This window comes from Streptococcus downei MFe28 (assembly GCF_900459175.1).
Taxonomy (GTDB): Bacteria; Bacillota; Bacilli; order Lactobacillales; family Streptococcaceae; genus Streptococcus; species Streptococcus downei.
This window is the reverse complement of sequence record NZ_UHFA01000002.1, coordinates 500281-525593: the sequence shown is the minus strand read 5'-3', so window position 1 is coordinate 525593 and position 25313 is coordinate 500281. Positions and strand designations below refer to the sequence as shown.

The 25313-nt window shown below is 45.3% G+C and carries 20 protein-coding genes, 2 tRNA genes and 3 rRNA genes; 1 reads left to right on the top strand and 24 read right to left on the bottom strand.

Annotated features, from left to right (window positions below; all coding sequences use genetic code 11):
* Window positions 1-111: 111 nt before the first annotated feature.
* From rpoB to pbp1b, 3 genes are all read right to left on the bottom strand, one after another.
* Window positions 112-3693: a DNA-directed RNA polymerase subunit beta gene (rpoB, locus tag DYE66_RS02550; RefSeq protein WP_115324851.1), complete on the bottom strand. Its 3582-nt coding sequence runs from the start codon at window positions 3691-3693 to the stop codon at window positions 112-114.
* A 779-nt stretch (window positions 3694-4472) separates the two neighbouring features.
* A complete protein-coding gene (locus DYE66_RS02545; protein WP_002999043.1) occupies window positions 4473-4835 on the bottom strand; it encodes a hypothetical protein in 363 nt (120 codons plus the stop codon).
* Between the two features lie 385 nt (window positions 4836-5220).
* Window positions 5221-7623: a penicillin-binding protein PBP1B gene (gene pbp1b, locus DYE66_RS02540; RefSeq protein WP_044123857.1), complete on the bottom strand. Its 2403-nt coding sequence runs from the start codon at window positions 7621-7623 to the stop codon at window positions 5221-5223.
* Between the two features lie 101 nt (window positions 7624-7724).
* Here pbp1b and tyrS point away from each other — a divergent pair, with 101 nt between their 5' ends.
* Window positions 7725-8981, top strand: a complete 1257-nt coding sequence (gene tyrS / locus DYE66_RS02535) for a tyrosine--tRNA ligase (RefSeq protein ID WP_002999040.1) — start codon at window positions 7725-7727, stop codon at window positions 8979-8981.
* A gap of 747 nt (window positions 8982-9728) precedes the next feature.
* Here tyrS and DYE66_RS02530 read toward each other — a convergent pair.
* The 21 genes from DYE66_RS02530 to rplF all read right to left on the bottom strand — a co-directional run bounded on the left by DYE66_RS02530 (window position 9729) and on the right by rplF (window position 25011).
* A complete protein-coding gene (locus tag DYE66_RS02530; protein WP_002999059.1) occupies window positions 9729-10535 on the bottom strand; it encodes a metal ABC transporter permease in 807 nt (268 codons plus the stop codon).
* On the bottom strand, window positions 10528-11232 hold the full coding sequence (locus DYE66_RS02525) for a metal ABC transporter ATP-binding protein (protein WP_002999046.1): 705 nt from the start codon (window positions 11230-11232) through the stop codon (window positions 10528-10530). The genes DYE66_RS02530 and DYE66_RS02525 overlap by 8 nt, the downstream gene beginning before the upstream one ends.
* Window positions 11232-11675 (bottom strand): zinc-dependent MarR family transcriptional regulator, encoded by a 444-nt coding sequence (locus DYE66_RS02520; RefSeq protein ID WP_002999062.1) that lies wholly within the window; start codon window positions 11673-11675, stop codon window positions 11232-11234. Before DYE66_RS02520 ends, DYE66_RS02525 begins: the two co-directional genes overlap by 1 nt.
* A 353-nt stretch (window positions 11676-12028) precedes the next feature.
* A tRNA-Asn gene (locus tag DYE66_RS02515) sits at window positions 12029-12102 on the bottom strand.
* 5 nt (window positions 12103-12107) lie between these two features.
* Window positions 12108-12223, bottom strand: a 5S ribosomal RNA gene (gene rrf / locus DYE66_RS02510).
* Window positions 12224-12379: 156 nt separating this feature from the next.
* Window positions 12380-15280: ribosomal RNA gene (locus tag DYE66_RS02505) — 23S ribosomal RNA — on the bottom strand.
* A 195-nt stretch (window positions 15281-15475) separates the two neighbouring features.
* Window positions 15476-15548, bottom strand: a tRNA-Ala gene (locus DYE66_RS02500).
* A gap of 204 nt (window positions 15549-15752) precedes the next feature.
* Window positions 15753-17309, bottom strand: a 16S ribosomal RNA gene (locus DYE66_RS02495).
* The 16S, 23S and 5S rRNA genes sit together here with 2 tRNA genes alongside, the layout of an rRNA operon.
* A gap of 490 nt (window positions 17310-17799) precedes the next feature.
* Window positions 17800-18186: a 50S ribosomal protein L17 gene (rplQ, locus tag DYE66_RS02490; protein ID WP_003001330.1), complete on the bottom strand. Its 387-nt coding sequence runs from the start codon at window positions 18184-18186 to the stop codon at window positions 17800-17802.
* A 20-nt stretch (window positions 18187-18206) separates the two neighbouring features.
* Entirely contained in the window at window positions 18207-19145 is a 939-nt protein-coding gene (locus tag DYE66_RS02485; RefSeq protein ID WP_003001340.1) for a DNA-directed RNA polymerase subunit alpha, read from the bottom strand.
* Between the two features lie 51 nt (window positions 19146-19196).
* Window positions 19197-19580 carry a 30S ribosomal protein S11 gene (rpsK, locus tag DYE66_RS02480; RefSeq protein ID WP_002959353.1) on the bottom strand — a complete coding sequence of 128 codons (384 nt, stop codon included), beginning with the start codon at window positions 19578-19580 and terminating at the stop codon, window positions 19197-19199.
* A gap of 17 nt (window positions 19581-19597) precedes the next feature.
* The gene (gene rpsM, locus DYE66_RS02475) at window positions 19598-19963 is read right to left on the bottom strand and encodes a 30S ribosomal protein S13 (RefSeq protein WP_003001297.1); all 366 of its coding nucleotides are present in this window, start codon (window positions 19961-19963) and stop codon (window positions 19598-19600) included.
* A gap of 17 nt (window positions 19964-19980) precedes the next feature.
* Window positions 19981-20097: a 50S ribosomal protein L36 gene (gene rpmJ / locus DYE66_RS02470; RefSeq protein ID WP_002959355.1), complete on the bottom strand. Its 117-nt coding sequence runs from the start codon at window positions 20095-20097 to the stop codon at window positions 19981-19983.
* Between the two features lie 25 nt (window positions 20098-20122).
* Window positions 20123-20341: a translation initiation factor IF-1 gene (gene infA, locus DYE66_RS02465; RefSeq protein WP_001040189.1), complete on the bottom strand. Its 219-nt coding sequence runs from the start codon at window positions 20339-20341 to the stop codon at window positions 20123-20125.
* A 115-nt stretch (window positions 20342-20456) separates the two neighbouring features.
* Window positions 20457-21095: an adenylate kinase gene (locus tag DYE66_RS02460; RefSeq protein WP_003001310.1), complete on the bottom strand. Its 639-nt coding sequence runs from the start codon at window positions 21093-21095 to the stop codon at window positions 20457-20459.
* Between the two features lie 318 nt (window positions 21096-21413).
* Complete coding sequence (secY, locus tag DYE66_RS02455; RefSeq protein WP_003001346.1) at window positions 21414-22718, bottom strand: preprotein translocase subunit SecY; 1305 nt, start codon at window positions 22716-22718, stop codon at window positions 21414-21416.
* 15 nt (window positions 22719-22733) lie between these two features.
* Window positions 22734-23174, bottom strand: coding sequence for a 50S ribosomal protein L15 (rplO, locus tag DYE66_RS02450; RefSeq protein ID WP_003001307.1), 441 nt, complete (start codon window positions 23172-23174; stop codon window positions 22734-22736).
* Window positions 23175-23308: 134 nt separating this feature from the next.
* Window positions 23309-23491: a 50S ribosomal protein L30 gene (rpmD, locus tag DYE66_RS02445; RefSeq protein ID WP_003001281.1), complete on the bottom strand. Its 183-nt coding sequence runs from the start codon at window positions 23489-23491 to the stop codon at window positions 23309-23311.
* 14 nt (window positions 23492-23505) lie between these two features.
* Window positions 23506-24000, bottom strand: a complete 495-nt coding sequence (gene rpsE / locus DYE66_RS02440) for a 30S ribosomal protein S5 (RefSeq protein WP_003001334.1) — start codon at window positions 23998-24000, stop codon at window positions 23506-23508.
* Between the two features lie 17 nt (window positions 24001-24017).
* Entirely contained in the window at window positions 24018-24374 is a 357-nt protein-coding gene (gene rplR, locus DYE66_RS02435; protein WP_003001342.1) for a 50S ribosomal protein L18, read from the bottom strand.
* A 100-nt stretch (window positions 24375-24474) separates the two neighbouring features.
* On the bottom strand, window positions 24475-25011 hold the full coding sequence (gene rplF / locus DYE66_RS02430) for a 50S ribosomal protein L6 (protein ID WP_003001350.1): 537 nt from the start codon (window positions 25009-25011) through the stop codon (window positions 24475-24477).
* Between the last annotated feature and the right edge of the window lie 302 nt (window positions 25012-25313).

Genomic DNA, 25313 nt, shown 5'->3' with positions numbered 1-25313 from the left:
TATTTATCTGGCTGAAGTAGAAAAATATTCTTTTTACTTCAGCTGATGATGAGACGGATCTGAAAACCTGCCGACCCAAGGAATTCCTTGAGGCCAGCACACTTCCTAGTCTCATTCTTCAGTCTTTTGCGCTTGTTCAGCTTCCTTGGCTAATTTGGCAGCTTCGGCTGCTTGTTTTTGACGAGCCTTTTCCAAATCATCAACGTGCATAACATCATCATCTTCACCTTCGTCAAGATCACGCAGTTCTACTTCATTATCATCTTCATCAAGAACACGCATATCTAAGCCCAGTGATTGCAATTCCTTAACCAAGACACGGAAGGATTCTGGTACCCCTGGTTTTGGAATTGGTTTACCCTTGGTAATGGCTTCATAGGCCTTGAGACGGCCAGTCACATCATCTGACTTATAGGTCAAGATTTCCTGGAGGACATTTGAAGCACCATAGGCTTCCAGGGCCCAAACTTCCATTTCCCCGAAACGTTGACCACCAAACTGAGCTTTACCACCCAGCGGTTGTTGGGTAACGAGTGAATATGGGCCGGTCGAGCGAGCGTGAAGCTTATCGTCAACCATGTGGTGGAGCTTGATCATGTACATAACCCCAACAGATACACGGTTGTCAAAAGGTTCCCCAGTCCGACCATCGTAGAGGACGGTCTTGGCATCGCTGTCCATACCAGCCTCTTCAACGGTTTCCCAAAGGTCTTCGGAAGTTGCCCCGTCAAAGACTGGTGTCGCAATGTGAATACCCAGGTTACGAGCTGCCATACCCAAGTGGAGTTCCATAACTTGTCCGATGTTCATCCGAGATGGCACACCCAGAGGGTTGAGCATGATGTCAACAGGTGTTCCGTCGGGCAGGTAAGGCATGTCTTCAACTGGGACAATCCGAGAAACGACCCCCTTATTACCGTGACGACCGGCCATCTTATCACCGACCTTGATTTTACGTTTTTGAGCGATGTAAACCCGCACCAGCATATTAACGCCAGATTGGAGCTCATCGCCATTGGCCCGAGTGAAGATCTTCACATCACGGACGATACCAGCACCACCGTGAGGTACCCGCAGAAACGTATCACGCACTTCACGAGACTTATCGCCAAAGATAGCATGGAGGAGGCGCTCTTCGGCTGACAGGTCTTTTTCTCCCTTAGGAGTCACCTTACCAACCAAGATGTCGCCTTCCTCAACTTCCGCACCAATGCGGATGATACCCATTTCATCTAGATCCTTGAGGGCTTCTTCCCCGACATTTGGAATTTCACGAGTGATTTCTTCAGGGCCCAACTTGGTATCACGGGTTTCAGATTCAAATTCTTCCAAGTGAACAGAAGTATAAACATCCTCTTTCACCAGGCGTTCACTCATGATGACCGCATCCTCGAAGTTGTAGCCTTCCCAGGTCATGTAAGCGACAATTGGGTTACGACCCAGAGCCATTTCTCCCTTTTCCATGGAAGGTCCATCAGCGATGAAGTCACCCTTTTCAACCTGGTCACCAACCTTAACCAAAGTGCGTTGGTTATAGGCCGTACCAGAGTTAGAGCGACGGAATTTGGTGATGTGGTAAACATCCAAAGAACCATCTTCCCGACGAACTTCAACCTTTTCAGCATCGGAGAAGGTTACCCGACCAGGATGTTGGGCAATGACTGCAGCACCAGAGTCGTGGGCTGCTTGGTATTCCATACCGGTACCAACAAAAGGTGCCTTAGGATCAATTAATGGCACAGCTTGCCGCTGCATGTTAGCTCCCATGAGGGCCCGGTTAGAGTCATCGTTTTCCAAGAATGGGATACAAGCTGTCGCAACCGCAACAACCTGCTTAGGAGAAACGTCAACGAAATCAACGGTGCTAGCCGCAAATTCTTGGTTATTACCTTGATGACGTCCCATGACAATTTCTTCAGCGAAAGTGCCATCTTCATTAAGCTTGGAATTGGCCTGAGCAACGGTATATTCATCCTCTTCATCGGCCGTCAACCAAACGATTTCATTGGTGACCTTGCCAGTTGAGCGATCGACCTTACGGTAAGGGGTTTGGATAAAGCCATACTTGTTGAGGTGACCATAGGAGGACAGGTTATTGATCAGACCGATATTTGGTCCTTCAGGGGTTTCAATTGGACACATCCGACCATAGTGAGTGTAGTGCACGTCCCGCACTTCGTAACCAGCTCGGTCCCGAGTTAAACCACCAGGCCCTAAGGCTGACAGACGCCGTTTGTGAGACAGTTCAGACAGAGGATTGTGTTGGTCCATGAATTGGGACAATTGCGAGGAACCAAAGAATTCCTTAACTGCAGCCGTCACAGGACGGATATTGATAATTTGTTGTGGGGTCAGAGCTTCGTTATCTTGGACAGACATGCGTTCACGCACATTACGTTCCATCCGAGTCAAACCAATCCGGAATTGGTTGGCCAAAAGTTCACCAACCGCACGAATCCGACGGTTACCCAAGTGGTCAATGTCGTCAACCTTACCAAGGCCTTGAGCCAGATTAAGGAAGTAAGACATTTCTGCCAGAATATCGGCAGGGGTAAGGGCACGCACCTTATCATCTGGGTTAGAATTACCCACAATAGTGACAACCTTGTCGGCATCTAAAGGTGAAACCACCTTGAACTTTTGTAGAATGACAGGCTCAGTCACCACAGCATAATCATTTGGTGTGTAAACAAAGCTGTTGAGGCCATTGTCCAAGGCTTCTGCAATAGAGTCGATGACATCACGAGTCATGACCGTGCCGGCTTCAACCAAAATTTCACCTGTTTCGCCATCCACGAGATTTTCAGCCAGGGTTTGGTTGAGCAGGCGAGTCTTGACATTGAGCTTTTTATTAATCTTGTAGCGACCAACTGCAGCCAAATCATAACGGCGAGGGTCAAAGAATCGAGCGGTCAAAAGGCTCCGTGAGCTATCAGCCGTTTTAGGTTCACCTGGACGCAGACGCTCATAGATTTCCTTGAGGGCTTCATCAGTTCTGGCATCTGCTGGATTCTTATGAATATCCTTTTCAATGGTGTTGCGAACTAGGTCGCTATCCCCAAAGATGTCAAGGATTTCATCATCACCAGAGAAGCCGAGAGCTCTTACCAGAGTGGTAAAAGGAATCTTACGGGTCCGGTCGATACGGGTATAGGCAATATCCTTAGAGTCGGTTTCTAATTCCAACCAAGCCCCACGGTTAGGAATAACCGTTGAACCGTAGCCAACCTTACCATTCTTATCAACCTTATCGTTGAAATAAACACCAGGTGAGCGAACCAATTGCGAAACGATAATCCGTTCCCCACCATTGATGATGAAGGTTCCCATTTCCGTCATGATTGGAAAATCGCCAAAGAAGACTTCCTGAGTCTTGATTTCACCAGTTTCCTTGTTAATCAAGCGGAAGGTCACAAAGATAGGAGCTGAGTAAGAAGCATCGTGAATCCGAGCTTCCTCTAAGCTGTACTTAGGTTCCTTCAACTCATAACCAACAAATTCCAATTCCATGGTTTCTGTGAAATTGGAAATCGGAAGTACGTCTTCAAAGACTTCCTTGAGACCATTCTCTAAGAAATCCTTGAAGGAATCCGTTTGGATCTCAATTAAATTTGGTAGATCAAGAACTTCCTTGATTCTTGAAAAACTTCGACGGGTGCGGTGTTTCCCGTATTGAACGTCATGTCCTGCCAAGTTTCTATCTCCTTTATAGTAAGATACAAAGACTTCCCTAGGGTTAGTCCTAGGTCAGTCGAGGTCAATTAACAGCTTATACTCTTCAAAAATCAAAACTATCCATCGTTAACTCACTTTGCCGTATTTACTGAGGAAAGCAAAGTTTCCCCTATTTCCAACCTCAAAAGGTCTACCAGACCTTTTGAGCTGCCTGCAATTTGTGCGACGCAGAGCAAAGTTGGTCGATTTCACCAACTTTGTGAGGTTAGCAAGGGAGCTAGGCAATCGCTATGGAGATTGTGCCGTTTGGGAGTAAGACAGAAGGGCTTTGACAGATGTCAAAACCTTCGTTGTCTTTCCCCAGCAAGGGTGACTAGCTGTCTGCTGTGCCACAAAGTGGCGAAAAGATAGCAGACACCTACTGCGACATCAGTCACTTTAGTGACTTGATGTCATTGCTCCTTGCCTTGACAATTTTTTGATTTTTATTGAGTATTACTTGTCATCTTTCTAATTTTTTTGGCTAGTTTTTAGAATTTTTATGTTTAGGTTACATTTATAAAAATCCTCAAAATAAGGCACAAAAAGAGCAGCTAAATCTGACTAAAAAAGTTTGATTTAACTGCTGTTTCGCTTGATTGGACAATATTTCAATCAAGTTAGACGACAAATAGTTACTTGTATTATAACTTATTTCGTCCAAAATTGCAAATTTAGTTGCGCTACTTGGACTAAGCTTTTGGAGTCGCTAGGAGCCTACCAATCAGGTAATTATGGCCAAGGACGATTTTAAGTCCTTACCACTTGAAATCTCGCAAGTTCTGACGGATAGTCTTAATGGTTTCATCATCCAGACCCTTGCGGTCTTTTACCGTCTGGTCTAAACCTTGCAAATAGGCCACAAAGTTATCCGCCAGATGGTTATATTGGTAATTACTGAGGTGCTTAAGCTGCTGGCTGATGAATTCCTCAGCCTGATCAAACTGTTCTCTTTCAACAAGCTGGTCCAGATAGTCATTACCACTAACCTCTTGCCCATTTTCATCCTTGACCCGACCAAGGTCCAGCCTGATGTTTTCCAGTTTGAAGGCCTTGTCCATCCCTGTCGAGGTCGGTCTGATTTGGCGAAGTAGATCATCATTATTAAAAACTGTTGGCATAAAAAGCACCTCCTGTCACTCAAGAACTAACTAGAATACTGCCATCTTCATTATAAATGGTCCCATAATCCTTGATAAATAATTTTTGCCCTTGGGAAAAATCCTCACAATAGTGAAAAAAGCTCTGATTAAAGAAGGCTAATAACTTCTTGCTTAAGTAAAGGCTTTATACTCAATAAAAATCAAAAATGGCCAAGGCAACGAACTGCAGGCAGCTCAAAAGGTCTGGTAGACCTTTTGAGGTTGGAAATAGGGGAAGCTTTGCTTTCCTCAGTAAATACGGCAAAGTGAGTTAACGATGGATAGTTTTGATTTTTGAAGAGTATTAACCCTATTTTTTGATTGATTAGCCAACTAGCCTGCCACTTCGGACCAACCGGCAAGCTTACTGTCCCCCCACCGACTTCCAGGCGGTGGCCTTGTCGCTGTCGCTACCACCAATCATAAAGTCATAGGTGGAGTCTCCTAGTCCGTTCTTGGCCCAGTTGCTGGTCGTTGTCTCCCCGCTCAGATTACTGGTCTTACCGTCATGGGAGACCGAAGCCGGCTTAAGTCCCGTTGACTTAAGGACATCAGCCCTGATGACGCTATCGTCTAGGGCAAATTTTTGACCAGAGCCAAAGACTGAAGCATCAGCCGAATTGATAGCGTTGACCAAATTGGCCATATAGAGGGCATTGTTTTCATAACCAGCATTAGAGCTAAGAGGGGAATTATCATCATGGCCAGCCCAACCACCTAGGGTTACAGTCGGTGTTGCCAGCATGAGCCAAACGTCGCTGTAGTTGTCCGTCGTTCCAGTCTTACCAATCCAATCTGCACCTGACATGAGGCCTGGATTGAGACCATTGAGGTCGTCCTTAAACTTGGTCGTCTTGCCCGAAGAAATTGGTCCCCGAAGCAGGTCCGTCATAATACTGGCTGTTGCCTTGCTGTAGACTGATACAGGATGCTCCTGGTGCTCATAGATGACCTTGCCCTTGCTGTCGGTGATGGATTGCACCAGATAACCTTCTTGGAAATCTCCCCCATTGGCCAGGGTCTGGTAGGCATTAGTCTGTTGCAAGACGGTGGTCTCAATGCCACCTCCCAGAGGCAGGCTTTCAATATCATAATTATCAATTTGATAGCCCATCTTGGTCATGTAGCTTTCGACATCAACCCCCTTTTGCCTTAGGAGTTGGTAGGTCCAATAAGCAGGGATATTCCAAGAGACATCCAAGGCTTCTTGCAAGGTGACTGGCCCAGTTCCTTCATCATTACCATGCATAATCTTGATACCACCTGAGAAGCTAGCTGGGTAATTAGATAAAATGGAAGCTGACCCCATCAACCCCTGATCAATCGCAATCCCGTAAGCTAGAATCGGCTTGATACTTGAGCCAGGCGAACGCTTGGTATCAAAGGCGTGGTTGTTCTGATTGCTGGCATAATCGCGACCACCGACAAAACCAAGAATGGCCCCTGTCTTATTATCCATGAGGACATTACCAACATCAACAGGACCGTTATTGCCTACATCTAGCTGGCCACCAGCATTCTTGGCTGTCTCCTGCATAGCCTTGTAAACCGCTTCATTGACGGTCGTTTTGACTTGATAACCACCTGTCTGCAGAGCCTCCAAAGCCAATTGCTTATAATTAGCAACCGTTTCCTTTTGACTTAAATCCTGACTGGTCAGGCCATCTCGCCTAACTAAGTAGGCATACATCACCTTCTGGGCCTCATCCATAACAGCATAGTATAGATAATCGTGAGTCTTAGAAGTCGCTGTCCCCGAAGGAATGAAGTCTTTAGTAATATCATAGGCTTGATAATTTTGGTAAGTCTTTCGGCTGAGGTAACCTGCCCGATACATATTGTAGAGAACCGTCTGCTGTCTTTGCAAACCATAAGTCAGATTTTTCGCATCCTTGAGACTACCATCAGGACCATAAGGAGAATAAACAATCGGACTCTGGGGCAGGCCAGCAATATAGGCCGCCTGGGGAACCGTCAAATCCTTGGCGGATACCCCGAAAATCCCTTGGGCTGCTGCTTCCACCCCAGCGATATTTTCTCCCTTATTATTCCGCCCAAAGGGAGAAACATTGAGGTAGGCCGTGAGAATATCGTCCTTTGTCATGTAACGCTCTAGCGCTAGCGAATAGATGATCTCCCTAGCCTTTCTTTTAAAGGTCGGATTATCCCCAACCACCTGTTGCTTAATTAACTGTTGGGTCAAGGTCGACCCACCATTCGTGGAGCCCACACCGAGAACAGAAGAGACCAAGGCCCGAAAAACCGCCTTGGGCACGACACCCTGGTGGGATTTGAAATTTTCATCCTCCGTTGCAATAATGGCCTGCTTGACATTGTCCGAGATGGCATCATCCTTCACCGGACTCCTCATCAGATCGGTATCAACGTCAGAAATTTCCTGACCATTAGCATAATTTAGCTTGGAAATTTGACTCACCGAGCTAACCCGCGTCAAAAGAGAGGACTTGGCTGGTACCTTAACACTATCAATCTGGCTGGCAAAATAGCCAAGCCCCAGACCCGCTCCCAGCATACAAAAGAGGAGGGCAATGATATAAAAAAAGTCTGATACTATTTTTAAGCTCCGCAAAAAGACCGACCCTATATCCGCCTTGCTAAGCTTAAGCTCTTGCTTAGGATTTTTAGGTGACTCTTCTTGAGGGTAAATGCGCTTCACTATCCTAGTCGGCCTAGTCCTAGATCTATTTCTTTTTTTGGGGAAACCTTCCTGGAAGAGCCGACCAATTTTCTTAAAAAATTCAATCATAGCTTACCTCTAAGCCATTATATCAAAATCAAAGTCAACTTGCATGGCGGTCTAAAATTCTGCTATAATGGGCTTACTATTATATTTATTGGAGAGAATCTATGACAATTTTTGATGAACTGAAAGAACGTGGCTTGATTTTCCAGACCACTGACGAAGAAGACTTAAAGAAGGCCTTAGAAGCAGGCAGTGTCTCATTCTACTCAGGTTATGACCCAACTGCAGATAGCCTCCATCTGGGCCACCTGGTCCCCATTCTAGTCTGCCGACATCTTCAATTAGCTGGCCACAAGCCCTACCCTTTGGTTGGTGGAGCAACTGGTCTGATTGGCGACCCTTCCTTCAAAGATACTGAACGTAGCCTGCAAACCAAAGAAACCGTTGAGGGCTGGGTTAAGAAAATCCAAAAGCAACTCTCTCGTTTCCTTGATTTTGAAAACGGAGACAACAAGGCCGAGATGACCAACAACTACGACTGGTTCGGTTCTATCAGTTTCATTGACTTCCTGCGCGATGTTGGTAAATACTTCACCATCAATTATATGATGAGTAAGGAATCTGTCAAAAAACGGATCGAGACCGGCATCTCCTACACCGAGTTTGCCTACCAAATCATGCAGGGCTACGACTTCTACGAGCTCAACCGTCAGCACGGTGTCACTCTTCAAATCGGTGGTTCTGACCAGTGGGGCAACATGACTGCCGGAACTGAACTCCTCCGCCGTAAGGCTGATAAGACTGGCCACGTCATTACCGTTCCCCTCATTACCGATGCAACAGGTAAAAAATTCGGTAAATCAGAAGGAAACGCCGTCTGGTTGGACGCAGACAAGACCTCTCCCTATGAAATGTACCAGTTCTGGCTCAATGTCATGGATGACGATGCCGTTCGTTTCCTTAAAATCTTCACCTTCCTCCCTCTGGACGAAATCGCCGAAATCGAAGAAAAATTCAATGCTGCCCGCCACGAACGCCTAGCGCAAAAGATCTTGGCCAAAGAAGTGGTAACCCTGGTTCACGGAGAAGCGGCCTACAAAGAAGCCCTGCAAATCACCAAGCAACTCTTCGCTGGTAATATCAGGGCCCTCTCTGCCCAAGAACTCAAACAAGGCCTCAGTGGCGTTCCAAACTACGCCGTCCAAGCAGAAGACGACCTCAACATCGTGGAAATTCTGGTTAAAAGTGGTATCTCATCTTCCAAGCGCCAAGCCCGTGAAGATGTGCAAAATGGTGCCATTTACATCAACGGCGAACGCATCCAAGATTTGGACTATCAACTTTCCGATGCAGATAAGATTGATGGCGAATTAACCGTTATCCGCCGTGGCAAGAAAAAATATTTCGTGTTGACCTACTAATTAAAAAAACTATCGCCAAAAGGCCGGGATGCAAAAGCGTCCCGACCTTTTTTGATAGTCATACTCTTCAAAAATCAAAACTATCCTACGAATAAAGTCACTCTAGGATTTCTCATTAGGGTGACTACGAAAACTACGATTGTAGTCTTCTATATCTCTGGCTAACTCTGTATAAACTGTGGCAACGACAGTTTGTACCTTGTGTCGCATCGTTAACTCACTTTGCCGTACTTACTGAGGAAAGCGAAGCTTTCCCTCTTTCCAACCTCAAAAGGTCTCCCAGACCTTTTAAGCTACCTGCAGTTCGTGCGATGCGGAGCAAAGTTGGTCGATTTCACCAACTTTGTGAGGTTAGTAAGGGAGCTAGGCAATCGCTATAGAGATTGCCGTTTGGGAGTAAGACAGAAGGACTTTGACAGCTGTCAAAACCTTCGTCACCTCACACCTTTTTATTTTAAAGTGTCGGCTAAGACAGTCCGGACTGTCTTACTACCCCAGCAAGGGTGACTAGCTGTCTGCTGTGCCACATAGTGGCGCAAAGATAGCAGACACCTACTGCGACATCAGTCACTTTAGTGACTTGATGTCATTACTCCTTGCCTCGGCTAGATTGATTTTTATTGAGTAATAGTTGAACTTGTACCCATTCATTGACTGCCCTAAAAAACTACCCAAACTCCTAGTCTGACTCCTAAAAAAGCCTTCCTTGTTGAGCATCCAAAATCCCTTAAAAACTAAGCCAATCCCTCAATCCTTGAGTAAACGATCTAGGAGGCTGACCACCAAGAAGATGGCAATAAAAATAATAGTAATGGTCGCACTAGCTGGTGTTTCCCAATAATAAGAAAGGAAAATCCCCATCAGCATACCAAGAAAACCAATACCGATGGCCGTTAAAATAACCCCTTTAAAACTATCCGCCAGGCGCATAGCAATACTGGCTGGCAAAACCATGATAGTCGAAACTAAAAGAGCACCAGCCGCCGGAATCATGAGGGCAATGGCAACCCCTGTCACGATATTAAAGGCTAGGGACATGAAGCGAACGGGCAAACCATCAACAAAGGCCGTATCTTCATCAAAGGTCAGAATATACATAGGACGCAGGCAAAAGAGAGTCAGAAAGAGAACAAGCAGGGCAATGGCAAAGAGAGCCAGGACCTGTCCCTGGCTGATGGTAATGATGGAGCCAAATAAATACTGATCCAAGCTGATATTTGAACTGCTGGTCTTACTGACCACAATCAAGGAAACGGCCAGGCCCAAGGACATCAGGATAGCAGTTGAAATCTCGATATAATTTCGGTAGACCCTTTGCAAATATTCAAGGACCAGAGCTGCAATCACGACAATTAGAACTGTTGACCAAGTCGTATCCCAGCCCAGCAAAATCCCAAAAGCCACCCCAGCCAAGGAGACATGACTCAAGGTATCACTCATCAGACTCTGACGACGTAAAATCAAGAAAAGCCCCAGAATCGGAGAAAAAAGACTAATAGCCAGAACTGCTAGCAGGGCCCTTTGCATAAATTCAAACTGAAAAATTTCAAGCATCTTTAGTAACCTCCTCGCTGTCATGGATATTAAAACAACGCCAAGGTAAATCTTGATTTCTCACCAAATGAATATTTCGGTCAGCATAATCTTTAACTTCTTCGGGATCATGGGTAATCATCATGACAGACTTGCCATGCTGATGGGCACTATGATGCATGAGCTCATAAAAAGTCTTCGTTGTCCCTGCATCCATACCCGTTGTCGGCTCATCTAGGATAAAAATATCTGGATCAGAGGCAAACATCCGGGCAATGACAGCCCTTTGCTTTTGGCCTCCACTTAAGTCGCCAATCTTTTTCTGCCGATTTTCCCACATGCCTACAGACTCCAAACTAACCCTGATGTGGTCTTCGTCATGCTTGGTTAATCGCCTAAACCAGCCATTACGAGGGTAACGACCCGACTTTACGAACTCATAAACCGTTGAAGGAAAACCGGCATTAAAGCTGGAAATCTGTTGGGGCAAATAAGCTAATCGGAGCTTCTTACCATCTTTGTTCAACTTAGCAATTTTAACCTGGCCATGCTTAGGCTTAAGAATACCCAAGGTCGCCTTGATTAGAGTTGACTTGGCAGCCCCGTTTTCCCCTGTTAGGGTCACAAATTCGCCACTATCCAAATAGTAGCTAATACCTTCCAAAACAGGGTCCGAATCATACTGAAAGGATAAATTCTCCACAGTAATATAGCGCATTAGCGATCAAACCCCTTTTCCAAATTATTAATAAAGCGACCAATAACCGCCTGCTCACTAGTAGAAAAGCTACTTAAAATTTCATCATAAACGGCCAAGGTGGATTGATGGTGTTGATCATGTTCCAAAGCCACCGCCTTAGCTGCATCTGTTAAAGAGTAATAGCTTATCCGCGCATCGGAATCGTCCTTATGCGTCTCCAAAAGTTCCTGCCTAATCATGGCCTTGACCGCCTTAGTCACCGCTGCCTGACTGACCTTCAAGCGCTTTGCCAAATCAGAATTAGTCAAGCGCTCATGAGAAAGCAACATCAAGATATGCTCCTGTGTATTGGTCAATTCCAAATCAGATTGGCAGTGGCCCAAGAGCAACTCATTTTGATGTTCCGCCAAGACAAGAATCCTATTGAAAAAAACATCCAATTCCTTTGCTAATTTAGACATAAGACAAACTCCTTAACTAGTTAACAAAAACCATCTTACCATTTAAAAAAGACCAGGTCAAGTGAAGTAGATGAAAAAAGAATACTAAAGGCCTAATTTAAAGAGTAATTTCCTAGAGTAAATCGGAAAAGATTAGAAACATTAAGTAAAGGCACCCCAAATCATACTAGGCAGACTCTAAAACGAAAACTACAAAACAATCAAGTGTTTGGGCGCATAGCTCAGCTGATTAGAGCACACAAAGGCAATGTCCATCAACTACAGTCAAGTACCGCCCTATGCCCCACTTTCGGTCCTTCAGAAAAAAACAAAAAGAAAGAGCTCTCCTAGAACTCTCTCAAATCTCTTGTCTACTCCACCAGTAGGACTCGAACCTACGACATCATGATTAACAGTCATGCGCTACTACCAACTGAGCTATGGTGGATAAAGGCTAAGCGACTCCCATATCTAACAGGGGGCAACCCCCAACTACTTCAGGCGTTCTAGGGCTTAACTGCTGTGTTCGGCATGGTTACAGGTGTATCTCCTAGGCTAGCGTCACTTAACTCCTTGAGTGTACTCACTCAAAATTGAATACCTATCTATTGTACCAAGTCTCACCAAAACCTGTCAATGACTTTTGAAACCTTACTTATGAATTGTACGTCGGCACCTTCCTAATTTTCTGTTGCTTTCTTATTTGGTGCCTCTCGTAACTTATCTTGGATAAGTCCTCGAGCGATTAGTATTAGTCCGCTCCATGTGTCACCACACTTCCACTCCTAACCTATCTACCTGATCTTCTCTCAGGGCTCTTACTAACTTAACGTTATGGGAAATCTCATCTCGAGGGGGGCTTCACACTTAGATGCTTTCAGCGTTTATCCCTTCCCTACATAGCTACCCAGCGATGCCCTTGGCAGGACAACTGGTACACCAGCGGTAAGTCCACTCTGGTCCTCTCGTACTAGGAGCAGTTCCTCTCAAATTTCCTTCGCCCGCGACGGATAGGGACCGAACTGTCTCACGACGTTCTGAACCCAGCTCGCGTGCCGCTTTAATGGGCGAACAGCCCAACCCTTGGGACCGACTACAGCCCCAGGATGCGACGAGCCGACATCGAGGTGCCAAACCTCCCCGTCGATGTGAACTCTTGGGGGAGATAAGCCTGTTATCCCCAGGGTAGCTTTTATCCGTTGAGCGATGGCCCTTCCATGCGGTACCACCGGATCACTAAGCCCGACTTTCGTCCCTGCTCGAGTTGTAGCTCTCGCAGTCAAGCTCCCTTATACCTTTACACTCTGCGATTGATTTCCAACCAATCTGAGGGAACCTTTGGGCGCCTCCGTTACCTTTTAGGAGGCGACCGCCCCAGTCAAACTGCCCGTCAGACACTGTCTCCCTAGACGTTTAGCCTAGTGGGTTAGAGTAGCCATAACACAAGGGTAGTATCCCAACAGCGCCTCATTCGAAACTAGCGTCCCGAACTCAATGGCTCCTACCTATCCTGTACATGTGGTACAGATACTCAATATCAAACTGCAGTAAAGCTCCATGGGGTCTTTCCGTCCTGTCGCGGGTAACCTGCATCTTCACAGGTACTAAAATTTCACCGAGTCTCTCGTTGAGACAGTGCCCAAATCATTACGCCTTTCGTGCGGGTCGGAACTTACCCGACAAGGAATTTCGCTACCTTAGGACCGTTATAGTTACGGCCGCCGTTTACTGGGGCTTCAATTCATACCTTCGCGTTACCGCTAAGCACTCCTCTTAACCTTCCAGCACCGGGCAGGCGTCACCCCCTATACGTCATCTTACGATTTCGCAGAGAGCTGTGTTTTTGATAAACAGTTGCTTGGGCCTATTCACTGCGGCTGACTGAAAGTCAGCGCCCCTTCTCCCGAAGTTACGGGGCCATTTTGCCGAGTTCCTTAACGAGAGTTCTCTCGCTCACCTGAGGCTACTCGCCTCGACTACCTGTGTCGGTTTGCGGTACGGGTAGAGTATAGATTAACGCTAGAAGCTTTTCTTGGCAGCGTGACATCACTCACTTCGCTACTAAACTTCGCTCCCCTTCACAGCCTGGCGTTACAGGTATAAGCATTTGACTCATACCACGCCTCACTGCTTGGCCAGACACTTCCATTCGTCTGGTTGAGTTAGCCTTCTGCGTCCCTCCTTCACTCTATACTCTAGTACAGGACTATCAACCTGTTGCCCATCGGATACACCTGTCGGTCTCTCCTTAGGTCCCGACTAACCCAGGGCGGACGAGCCTTCCCCTGGAAACCTTAGTCTTACGGTGGACAGGATTCTCACCTGTCTTGCGCTACTCATACCGGCATTCTCACTTCTATGCACTCCAGCACTCCTCACGGTATACCTTCTGCGTACATAGAACGCTCTCCTACCATCCCCTAAAGGATCCACAGCTTCGGTAAATTGTTTTAGCCCCGGTACATTTTCGGCGCAGGGTCACTCGACTAGTGAGCTATTACGCACTCTTTGAATGAATAGCTGCTTCTAAGCTAACATCCTAGTTGTCTGTGCAACCCCACATCCTTTTCCACTTAACAATTATTTGGGGACCTTAGCTGGTGGTCTGGGCTGTTTCCCTTTCGACTACGGATCTTAGCACTCGCAGTCTGACTGCCGACCATGATTACTTGGCATTCGGAGTTTATCTGAGTTTGGTAATCCGGGATGGACCCCTTACCCAAACAGTGCTCTACCTCCAATAATCTAAATGTCGACGCTAGCCCTAAAGCTATTTCGGAGAGAACCAGCTATCTCCAAGTTCGTTTGGAATTTCTCCGCTACCCACAAGTCATCCAAGCACTTTTCAACGTACTCTGGTGCGGGCCTCCAGTGAGTCTTACCTCACCTTCACCCTGCTCATGGGTAGGTCACATGGTTTCGGGTCTACGTCAATGTACTATTCCGCCCTATTCAGACTCGGTTTCCCTACGGCTCCGTCTCTTCAACTTAACCTCGCACATTAACGTAACTCGCCGGTTCATTCTACAAAAGGCACGCTCTCACCCATTAACGGGCTCGAACTTCTTGTAGGCACACGGTTTCAGGTTCTTTTTCACTCCCCTTCCGGGGTGCTTTTCACCTTTCCCTCACGGTACTGGTTCACTATCGGTCACTAGGGAGTATTTAGGGTTGGGAGATGGGCCTCCCAGCTTCCGACGAGATTCCTCGTGTCTCGCCGTACTCAGGATCCTGCTAGGTATATAGACTATTTCGAATACGAGGCTCTTACTCTCTTTGGCTGTCCTTCCCAGAACATTCTTCTATAATCTATACGTCCACTGCGCAGTCCTACAACCCCGAAGTGTAAACACTTCGGTTTGCCCTCCTGCCTCTTCGCTCGCCGCTACTAAGGCAATCGCTTTTGCTTTCTCTTCCTGCAGCTACTTAGATGTTTCAGTTCACTGCGTCTTCCTTCTCATGACCTTAACAGTCATGGATGACAACCATTAGTTGTCGGGTTCCCCCATTCGGACATCTCTGGATCAAGGCTTACTTACAGCTCCCCAAAGCATTTCGTCGTTCGTCACGTCCTTCTTCGGCTCCTAGTGCCAAGGCATCCACCGTGCGCCCTTATTAACTTAACCTTATTTCTCTTTGGTCTCTTTAAAATATAACAGCGTTTCGGTTTATTTTCTTGTTACTATTTGATAGATATTCAATTTTCAATGAACAATTGGCAACTTCGTTGCTTCTTAGGATAAGGGGGCACTGCTCTTTGAGAATAGTTGAACTCCGGACTAACGTCTTAGGAAAAAAGCGAATCGTCCTCCGTATCCTAATGGAGCCTAGCGGGATCGAACCGCTGACCTCCTGCGTGCAAAGCAGGCGCTCTCCCAGCTGAGCTAAGGCCCCACAAAACCTCTGAAAACTAAATAGCGTCCCCAAAACGTGCTTCCGGTACTAAGCTTCAGGTACTTCTATTAACCACTTTGGCTAAATTGTACTCGGGCTAAAAGCTTGTGATTTAGATGACTGCCCTAAGAAATCAGGATTTCTTGGTCAGTCCCTAAAATCAAGTCGCTTTTTAGCGCCCTCTGTTACTTAGTTTATCCTTAGAAAGGAGGTGATCCAGCCGCACCTTCCGATACGGCTACCTTGTTACGACTTCACCCCAATCATCTGTCCCACCTTAGGCGGCTGGCTCCTATAAGGTTACCTCACCGACTTTGGGTGTTACAAACTCTCGTGGTGTGACGGGCGGTGTGTACAAGGCCCGGGAACGTATTCACCGCGGCGTGCTGATCCGCGATTACTAGCGATTCCGACTTCATGTAGGCGAGTTGCAGCCTACAATCCGAACTGAGATTGGCTTTCAGAGATTAGCTTGCCGTCACCGGCTTGCGACTCGTTGTACCAACCATTGTAGCACGTGTGTAGCCCAGGTCATAAGGGGCATGATGATTTGACGTCATCCCCACCTTCCTCCGGTTTATTACCGGCAGTCTCGCTAGAGTGCCCAACTCAATGATGGCAACTAACAATAAGGGTTGCGCTCGTTGCGGGACTTAACCCAACATCTCACGACACGAGCTGACGACAACCATGCACCACCTGTCTCCGATGTTCCGAAGAAAAACTCTATCTCTAGAGCGGGCATCGGGATGTCAAGACCTGGTAAGGTTCTTCGCGTTGCTTCGAATTAAACCACATGCTCCACCGCTTGTGCGGGCCCCCGTCAATTCCTTTGAGTTTCAACCTTGCGGTCGTACTCCCCAGGCGGAGTGCTTATTGCGTTAGCTGCGGCACTAAGTCCCGGAAAGGACCTAACACCTAGCACTCATCGTTTACGGCGTGGACTACCAGGGTATCTAATCCTGTTCGCTACCCACGCTTTCGAGCCTCAGCGTCAGTGACAGACCAGAGAGCCGCTTTCGCCACCGGTGTTCCTCCATATATCTACGCATTTCACCGCTACACATGGAATTCCACTCTCCCCTTCTGCACTCAAGTCTAACAGTTTCCAAAGCATACATTGGTTGAGCCAATGCCTTTAACTTCAGACTTACTAAACCGCCTGCGCTCCCTTTACGCCCAATAAATCCGGACAACGCTCGGGACCTACGTATTACCGCGGCTGCTGGCACGTAGTTAGCCGTCCCTTTCTGGTAGCGTACCGTCACTGTGTAAACTTTCCACTCTTACACGCGTTCTTCCGCTACAACAGAGCTTTACGATCCGAAAACCGTCTTCACTCACGCGGCGTTGCTCGGTCAGACTTTCGTCCATTGCCGAAGATTCCCTACTGCTGCCTCCCGTAGGAGTCTGGGCCGTGTCTCAGTCCCAGTGTGGCCGATCACCCTCTCAGGTCGGCTATGTATCGGTGCCTTGGTAGGCCGCTACCCTACCAACTAGCTAATACAACGCAGGTCCATCTGATAGTGATACAATGGTATCTTTTAAGTCTCTAACATGTGTTAAACACTCTCATGCGGTATTAGCTATCGTTTCCAATAGTTATCCCCCGCTATCAGGCAGGTTACCTACGCGTTACTCACCCGTTCGCGACTCATTAATATCAGTGGAGCAAGCTCCGGTGATATCAATGCGTTCCACTTGCATGTATTAGGCACGCCGCCAGCGTTCGTCCTGAGCCAGGATCAAACTCTCATTTAATCTTTACTCAATCCGTCTCTGACAGATTTATGGCTTTTCTTGACAGGTTAATTCCTTAACCCGCACGTCTTGGTTGCTTCGCTATTCAGTTCTCAAAGGTCTTTCGTCCCCTCTCGAGGACAGCTTCTTTATTCTAGCAAACACCTTCACCCTTGTCAATAACTTTGCTGGAATTTTTTTAAAATAATTCATAATAATTCATAATTCATAATCGGTCAGATTGGAAAGAAATGAAAAACATTCTAATTCTTTTAATAAAAGATTAAAAAATCCTAGGATTTTGGCTATTAGAACTAGGGCGCAAAAAAACGCCTGCTTGCGAAATCATTCTATGCTTTAGAAGGATTTCGTAAACAAGCGTTACGCTTTGTTCCTAAAAAATATGATGAGTGTTCCCGCTGAGAGCCTCCTCTCAGCGGTAGACCAGAGCTAGACTAAGATACCAGAGTTTAGGTATCCATCATCATAACACTCAACAAAATTGATGATCTTATACAAGTTCAATAATTGCCATTGGCGCAGCATCACCACGACGGGGTTCGGTTTTAAGAATCCGAGTGTATCCACCGTTACGTTCTGCATAACGTGGAGCAATTTCGCCGAAAAGTTTTTGAAGAGCAGTTGTTGAAGTGTATTCATCATTTGCTTCATCATAGCTTTCTGATGCAATCTCATTACGTACAAAAGCTGCTGCTTGACGACGAGCATGCAAGTCACCACGTTTACCAAGGGTAATCATTTTTTCAACTGTTTTACGAAGTTCTTTTGCGCGCGCTTCAGTAGTCACAATTGATTCATTGATCAAAAGGTCTGTAGTCAAATCGCGAAGAACCGCTTTACGTTGTGAGCTAGTGCGTCCTAGTTTACGGTAAGCCATCTTATCCTCCTATGTTAATTTTATTTATCGTTTTTAAGCCCGAGACCAAGTTCAGCCAATTTAACCTTGACTTCCTCCAGACTCTTACGTCCCAAGTTGCGAACTTTCATCATTTCAGGCTCTGTTTTTTCCGTGAGATCAAATACAGTATTGATACCTGCACGTTTCAAACAGTTGTATGATCGAACAGACAAGTCGATTTCTTCGATGGTGCGATCTAAGACTTGGTCATTTGAGACACTTTCAGTTTCCTTCATAACCTCTGTTGTCTTAGCAATTTCGGTTAAATCAGTAAAGAGATTCAAGTGCTCAATCAAGACACGAGCTGAGAGTCCAAGGGCATCTTCGGGAATAATTGTCCCATTCGTCATGATTTCGATGGTTAATTTATCGAAGCCAGCATTGCTACCAACACGAGCTGGTTCAACTTGGTAATTAACCTTTTTGACAGGTGTGTAGATTGAATCCACTGCCAAAGTCCCAACTGGTGCACTATCATTCTTATTGCCTTCAGCTGGCACATAGCCACGATTTTTAGCAACGGTCATGGTTGCTTTGAGGGTATGTCCTTCAGCAATAGTGAAGAGGTAGTGGTCGGGGTTGACAATTTCGATATCACTATCAGTCAAAATATCTCCGGCAGTAACTTCTGCTGGACCTGTGACATCAAGTTCAATTGTCTTTTCGTCTTCGACGTATGATTTGACGGCAAGTCCTTTGATATTAAGGATAATTTGCATCACATCTTCGCGAACGCCAGGGATGGTATCAAATTCGTGAAGTACACCATCAATCTTGATTGATGTTACTGCTGCACCCGGAAGTGAAGACAGAAGTACGCGACGAAGTGAGTTACCTAGAGTCGTTCCATAACCACGTTCGAGTGGCTCGATAACAAATCTGCCATAATCTTTATTTTCATCAATTTTTGTTATTGTTGGTTTTTCAAACTCAATCATTTAAATGCTCCCTCAAAACGATCTAGTGTACAGTTAGTAAGTTTGTTACGATTATACACGACGACGTTTTGGAGGACGAGCACCGTTGTGTGGCACAGGAGTCACATCACGAATTGCCGTGACTTCAAGACCTGCAGCTGCAAGAGCACGAATAGCTGATTCACGACCAGAACCAGGGCCTTTAACAGTAACTTCAACTGTCTTCAAACCATGATCTTGGGCAGACTTCGCAGCAGCTTCAGCAGCCATTTGGGCAGCAAATGGTGTAGATTTACGAGAACCCTTGAAACCAAGCGCACCAGCTGATGACCATGCCAAAGCGTTACCATGCACATCTGTAATCATAACAATAGTGTTGTTAAATGTAGCGTGAATATGAGCAACACCAGATTCGATGTTCTTCTTCACACGACGTTTACGTGTTGGTTTAGCCAATTTTTTTACCTCCTATTTTATTTTTTCTTACCTGCAATCGCAACGGCTTTACCTTTACGAGTACGGGCATTGTTCTTTGTGTTTTGTCCACGGACAGGAAGTCCACGACGATGACGAATTCCACGATAAGAACCGATTTCCATCAAGCGTTTGATGTTCATGTTCACTTCGCGACGAAGATCTCCTTCAACCTTGATGTTGTCAACTTCACGACGGATAGCATCTTCTTGATCGGTTGTTAAATCTTTAACGCGAATGTCTTCTGCGACACCTGCGGCAGCCAAGATTTTTTGAGAGGTTGCCAATCCGATTCCATAGATGTAAGTCAATGAAATTACTACGTGTTTGTCGTTTGGAATATCAACTCCAGCAATACGAGCCATGTCTTCTCCTTTCTATATTATCCTTGACGTTGTTTGTGTTTTGGATTTGATGGACAAATAACCATAACACGACCGTTACGGCGAATAACCTTACAGTATTCGCAAATTGGTTTGACTGATGGTCTTACCTTCATATCTTAATCCCTCCAATTATTTCGACTATTTAAAGCGGTATGTGATGCGTCCACGCGTTAAGTCGTATGGGCTCATTTCAACAGTGACACGGTCTCCGACCAAAATACGAATGTAGTTCTTGCGGATTTTCCCTGAAACTGTCGCCAAAATTTGGTGACCATTTTCAAGCTCAACTGTAAACATAGCATTAGGCATGGTTTCAACAACCTTACCTTCAATTTCAATCACATCTTCTTTTGCCACGCAAAAGTACCCCCTAAATTTCGATTCGATTCCCTTGAGCACAAGGGTAACAATTATAAGTCAGACTATCTTATAATATCACAAGTCCAACACTTGTGCAAGTAGGATAGCCAAATTATTTCAAGCCTGAAATCGCTTGGCTGACCTCTTTGAAGACATCATCGATATCTTGATCACCTTGGATATCGTGAACAAGATTTTGTTCCCGATAGTAGGCGATAATCGGTTGACCCTGAGCAATATTGACTTCCAAACGACGTTTAACAGCTTCAGGTTTGTCGTCTTCACGTTGGTAGTAGTCTTCTTCATTGTAATCAGCAGGTGGATTGAAAACCTTGTGGAAGGTTTCGCCTGTCTTACGATTGATGATACGGCCACTCAAGCGTTCAACCAACTTACTTGACTCAATATCAATATTGATAACAGCATCCAAGTTAAGGCCCAACTCTTTAAGAATTGTATCCAAAACCTTTGCCTGTTCCAGGGTCCGAGGGTATCCATCAAGCAAGAAACCTTTTTCTTTAACATCAGCCTGAGCCAGACGCTCTTTGACGATACCATTGGTCACTTCATCAGGAACCAGGTCACCCTTGTCCATGTATGACTTAGCTAAAAGACCAAGTTCAGTTTGATTGGCAATGGCCGCACGAAACATATCCCCTGTCGAAATATGAGCAACCCCAAACTCTTGGACAAGTTTTGCCGCCTGGGTTCCTTTACCGGCACCTGGCAGACCCATAATTAAAAGATTCATAATCGTCTCCTTTTTTGTTTTTAAATAAGCCTGCTAGAGTTAGCAAACTTATCAAAAAACAAAATAGAAGAGGTTGAGACAAAAGACTCTAACCTCACTATTTGTTTAAAATTAAAACCCTGATGCAGTCGCTGATTGGTGATGATAAGCTAGGTGCTTAAGCACTTGTCGAGGGAAGCCATCTCTCGATAAATAAGAGATAATTCTCTCCCAATCAACAGTTTAGTGGGTCGGCAGAACATTTCAGCCTCCCCCCCTTTAAACTAGAAAGTGAAAGGAAATTCATGGCTGAGCCATAAGAATTTTCCGTCTCATTTCCTATTCTGCATTCATAAATCCAACATATTTTTTCTTCAAAAGGTAACCTTCCAATTGTTTCATACCTTCAATACCAGTTGAAATCAGGATGAGCAAACTTGTTCCTCCTAGTGCTACTGTTGATGAGAGATTGAACAATTGTTGGGCAATGATTGGAATCAGAGCAACAAAAGCCAAGAAGATGGAACCAATCGTCGCTAGCTTCTTCAAGAGCGATGATAGATATTCCTCTGTTTCTCGTCCTGGCCGAACGCTTGGAATATAAGCTGCATTCTTTTGCAAATTCTCAGCTGTTTTCTCTGGATTAACCTGTACAAAGGTATAGAAGAAAGAGAAAAGAGCAATCAGAACAGCGTAAATCGCCATCCCTGTCGGAGATTGGTAAGAGAAAAGCTCCTGCAAAGTATCCAACCAAGGAAGGTTAACATTGGTGCTTTGAAGGAAGGTAATAATCGAGCTAGGCGCTGCCGTAATCGAACTAGCGAAGATAACAGGGATAACCCCAGCAGGATTGACCTTGAGTGGTAGGTAAGAGCTGGTCGGAGCTCCTTGTGCCAACTTTGTATATTGAATTGGAATCTGATATTCAGCTTGTTGAACGAAGGTTGTAAAGAAGATGATAACCAAGACTGCAAAAACAAGAAGTCCAATATAGATCCATGAATTTGTCAGTTGACCTGGCGCAATATTTACAAAGTATTCGTTGTAGATTGACTTGACGGCATTTGGAATTTGAGCAATGATCCCTGCAAAGATGATCATGGAAACCCCGTTACCAAAGCCCTTATCAGTAATTTGGTCCCCCAACCATGTCACAATGACCGTACCTGTCGTTAAAATTAAGCCGACGGTAATAAAGGTCTTAGGGCTGGGACTAGCTAACAGTTTGGACGAGGCCAAAATGTTAAAGCCTGCCGTTATGGAAATGGACTGGATAAAGGCTAAGACTAGGGAAATATAACGAGTTGCTTGGTTGAGCTTACGTCGACCAACTTCCCCCTGTTTACTCCACTCAACGAAGCGTGGGTAAATATCCATCTGCAAAAGCTGAACAACAATGGAAGCCGTAATGTACGGGCTAACCCCCAAGGCAAAGATGGAGAAGGAGCCCATGGCACTACCACTTATCAGGTTGAGCATATTCAGGAAGGGTAGGTCCTTCATATTCTCAAGAGCTGTCGCATTGACGCCTGGCACCGTGATGTGAGCACCGATTCGGAAAACCAGAATGGCAAAAATTGTAAAGAAAATCTTTTTCCTGACATTTTTTAACCGCAATGCTTCGACTAATAATTTAAAGAACATAATGAGTACTCCTCATTAGATGACTTCGATTGAACCACCTTTAGCTGTAATAGCTGCTTCGGCAGATTTTGAGAATTTAGCTGCTTTAACAGTCAATTTCTTAGTTAGTTCACCGTTACCAAGCACCTTAACACCTGATTTTTCAGCGCGGACGATTCCAGCCTCTTTCAGGACAACAGGAGTCACTTCCGTACCATCTTCGAAGACATTCAATTGGTCAAGGTTTACCAAAGCATATTCCTTAGCGTTAATGTTGGTAAATCCGCGTTTTGGCATACGACGGAACAAAGGAGTTTGTCCACCTTCAAATCCCAAACGGACCTTGCCACCACTACGAGCCTTTTGACCCTTTTGACCACGTCCTGCAGTTTTACCATTACCTGATGAGTCACCACGTCCAACACGGTTACGAGCCTTGCGGGAACCTTCAGCTGGTTTCAATTCATGAAGTTTCATGTCTAATTTTCTCCTTTTTTTGTAAAATGCTAGCGCCTTTGAGGAGGGAAAAGGACTCTCCTCAAAAACTCGCCTATACATTATCTCTTAATTTAGTAGAAGTCGCAAAGAAAAACCTTGCGACTTACTAAATTTTATTTTACATCTTCAACAGTAACCAAATGAGAAACTGCCTTGATCATACCACGGACAGCTGGATTGTCTTCTCTGACAACTGAGCTGTTCAACTTACCAAGTCCAAGAGCAACAACTGTTTTACGTTGTTCTGGCTTACGACCGATTGGAGACTTAGTCAAAGTGATTTTAATTTGAGCCATGCCTATCTCCTTTCTTATCCTAAGTCAGAAACTGAAATGCCACGAAGAGCAGCAACTTCATCTGCACGTTTCAATTGTTTCAAACCTTCAACAGTAGCTCGTACGATGTTGATTGGGGTATTAGAACCGAGTGACTTAGATGTTACATCAGCAATCCCTGCCAATTCAACAACGGCACGAACAGCACCGCCTGCAGCAACTCCAGCCCCTTCAACAGCTGGCTTCAACAATACGCGAGCCCCAGAGTAGTTTGAATAAACTTCGTGAGGAATTGTTGTACCAACCATAGGAACTTCAATCAAGTTTTTCTTAGCATCTTCTACTGCTTTGCGAATAGCTTCTGGAACTTCTTTAGATTTACCAGTACCAAAGCCAACACGACCATTGCGGTCACCTACAACTACCAGAGCTGCAAAACGCAGGTTACGACCACCCTTTACGGTTTTAGAAACCCGGTTAATGGCAACGACGCGTTCTTCGAATTCATTTGCATTGTCTTTAAATGCCATGTTTAGTGTCCTCCCTATTAGAATTTCAATCCGTTTTCACGAGCTGAGTCAGCCAAAGCTTTTACACGTCCGTGATAGAGATATCCACCGCGGTCAAACACCACTTCAGAAATACCTTTAGCTACTGCGCGTTCAGCAACAAGTTTACCGACAACAACGGCTTGTTCTGTCTTCGTTCCCTTAGAAACTTCCTTATCAAGAGTTGAAGCACTTGCGAGCGTTACACCCGCTACGTCATCAATCACTTGAGCGTAGATGCCTGTATTAGAACGGAAAACGTTCAAACGTGGGCGATCAGCAGTTCCAGAGAGTTTTCCGCGAACGCGACGATGGCGTTTTTGGCGGATTTTGTTTTTATCTGGTTTCGAAATCACAATTTTCACCTCTTAAATTTCTATGATGAGTTAGTTTTAGCCAACTCTCGTCAATTTAGAGAATGACAGATAACAGAAAATCTGCACCTGACACCATCTATTATTTACCTGTTTTACCTTCTTTACGACGAACGTATTCACCAACGTAACGAATACCTTTACCTTTATAAGGTTCTGGTGAACGAAGTCCACGGATGTAGGCTGCTGTTTGACCAACAACTTCCTTGTTAATTCCTTTAACAAGAATTTGTGTTGGACTTGGCAATTCAAATGTAACATCCTGAGGAGCTTCAACTTCATCTTGGTGAGATTTACCAACAGAAAGCACAAGCTTAGAACCTTGCAGTTGGGCACGGTAACCGACCCCACGCATTTCAAGTTCTTTTTGGAAGCCTTCAGAAACACCCACAACCATGTTGTTGAGGTTGGCACGGGTTGTTCCGTGGATGGTCTTCATTTCTTTAGAGTCGTTTGGACGATGAAGAGTGATTTCATTGCCTTCGACTTTAATTTCAATATTGCGGTCAAACTCGCGAGTGAGTTCTCCCTTTGGTCCTTTTACAGTTACAACGTGGTCCTTGTTGGTGATTTCAACACCAGCAGGCAACACGATAACCTTATTACCAATACGTGACATAGTTTTATTTCTCCTGTTAAATTGTCAGGCCGCCCTAGCGAGCGACTAGTTTTCACGGGGAAAACAAGATACTTAGCCGTTTAGCAACTCAAAGAAAAATAGGAAACTCAACTGAAGATGCTCGCATCTAGGGAGAGTTTATCTTTTTTCAAAGAGTTGCAGGCGTGTTCGATTCCAATATCTTGTTTCTATCTTCAAATCTGATACGAACTATTCAACAAGCTTGTTGATTTGAACACGGGATAAACGCTGGGCAAAAAAGATGAGTTTCCTAAAGTCCGAGCTACTACCTGTGCAAAAAG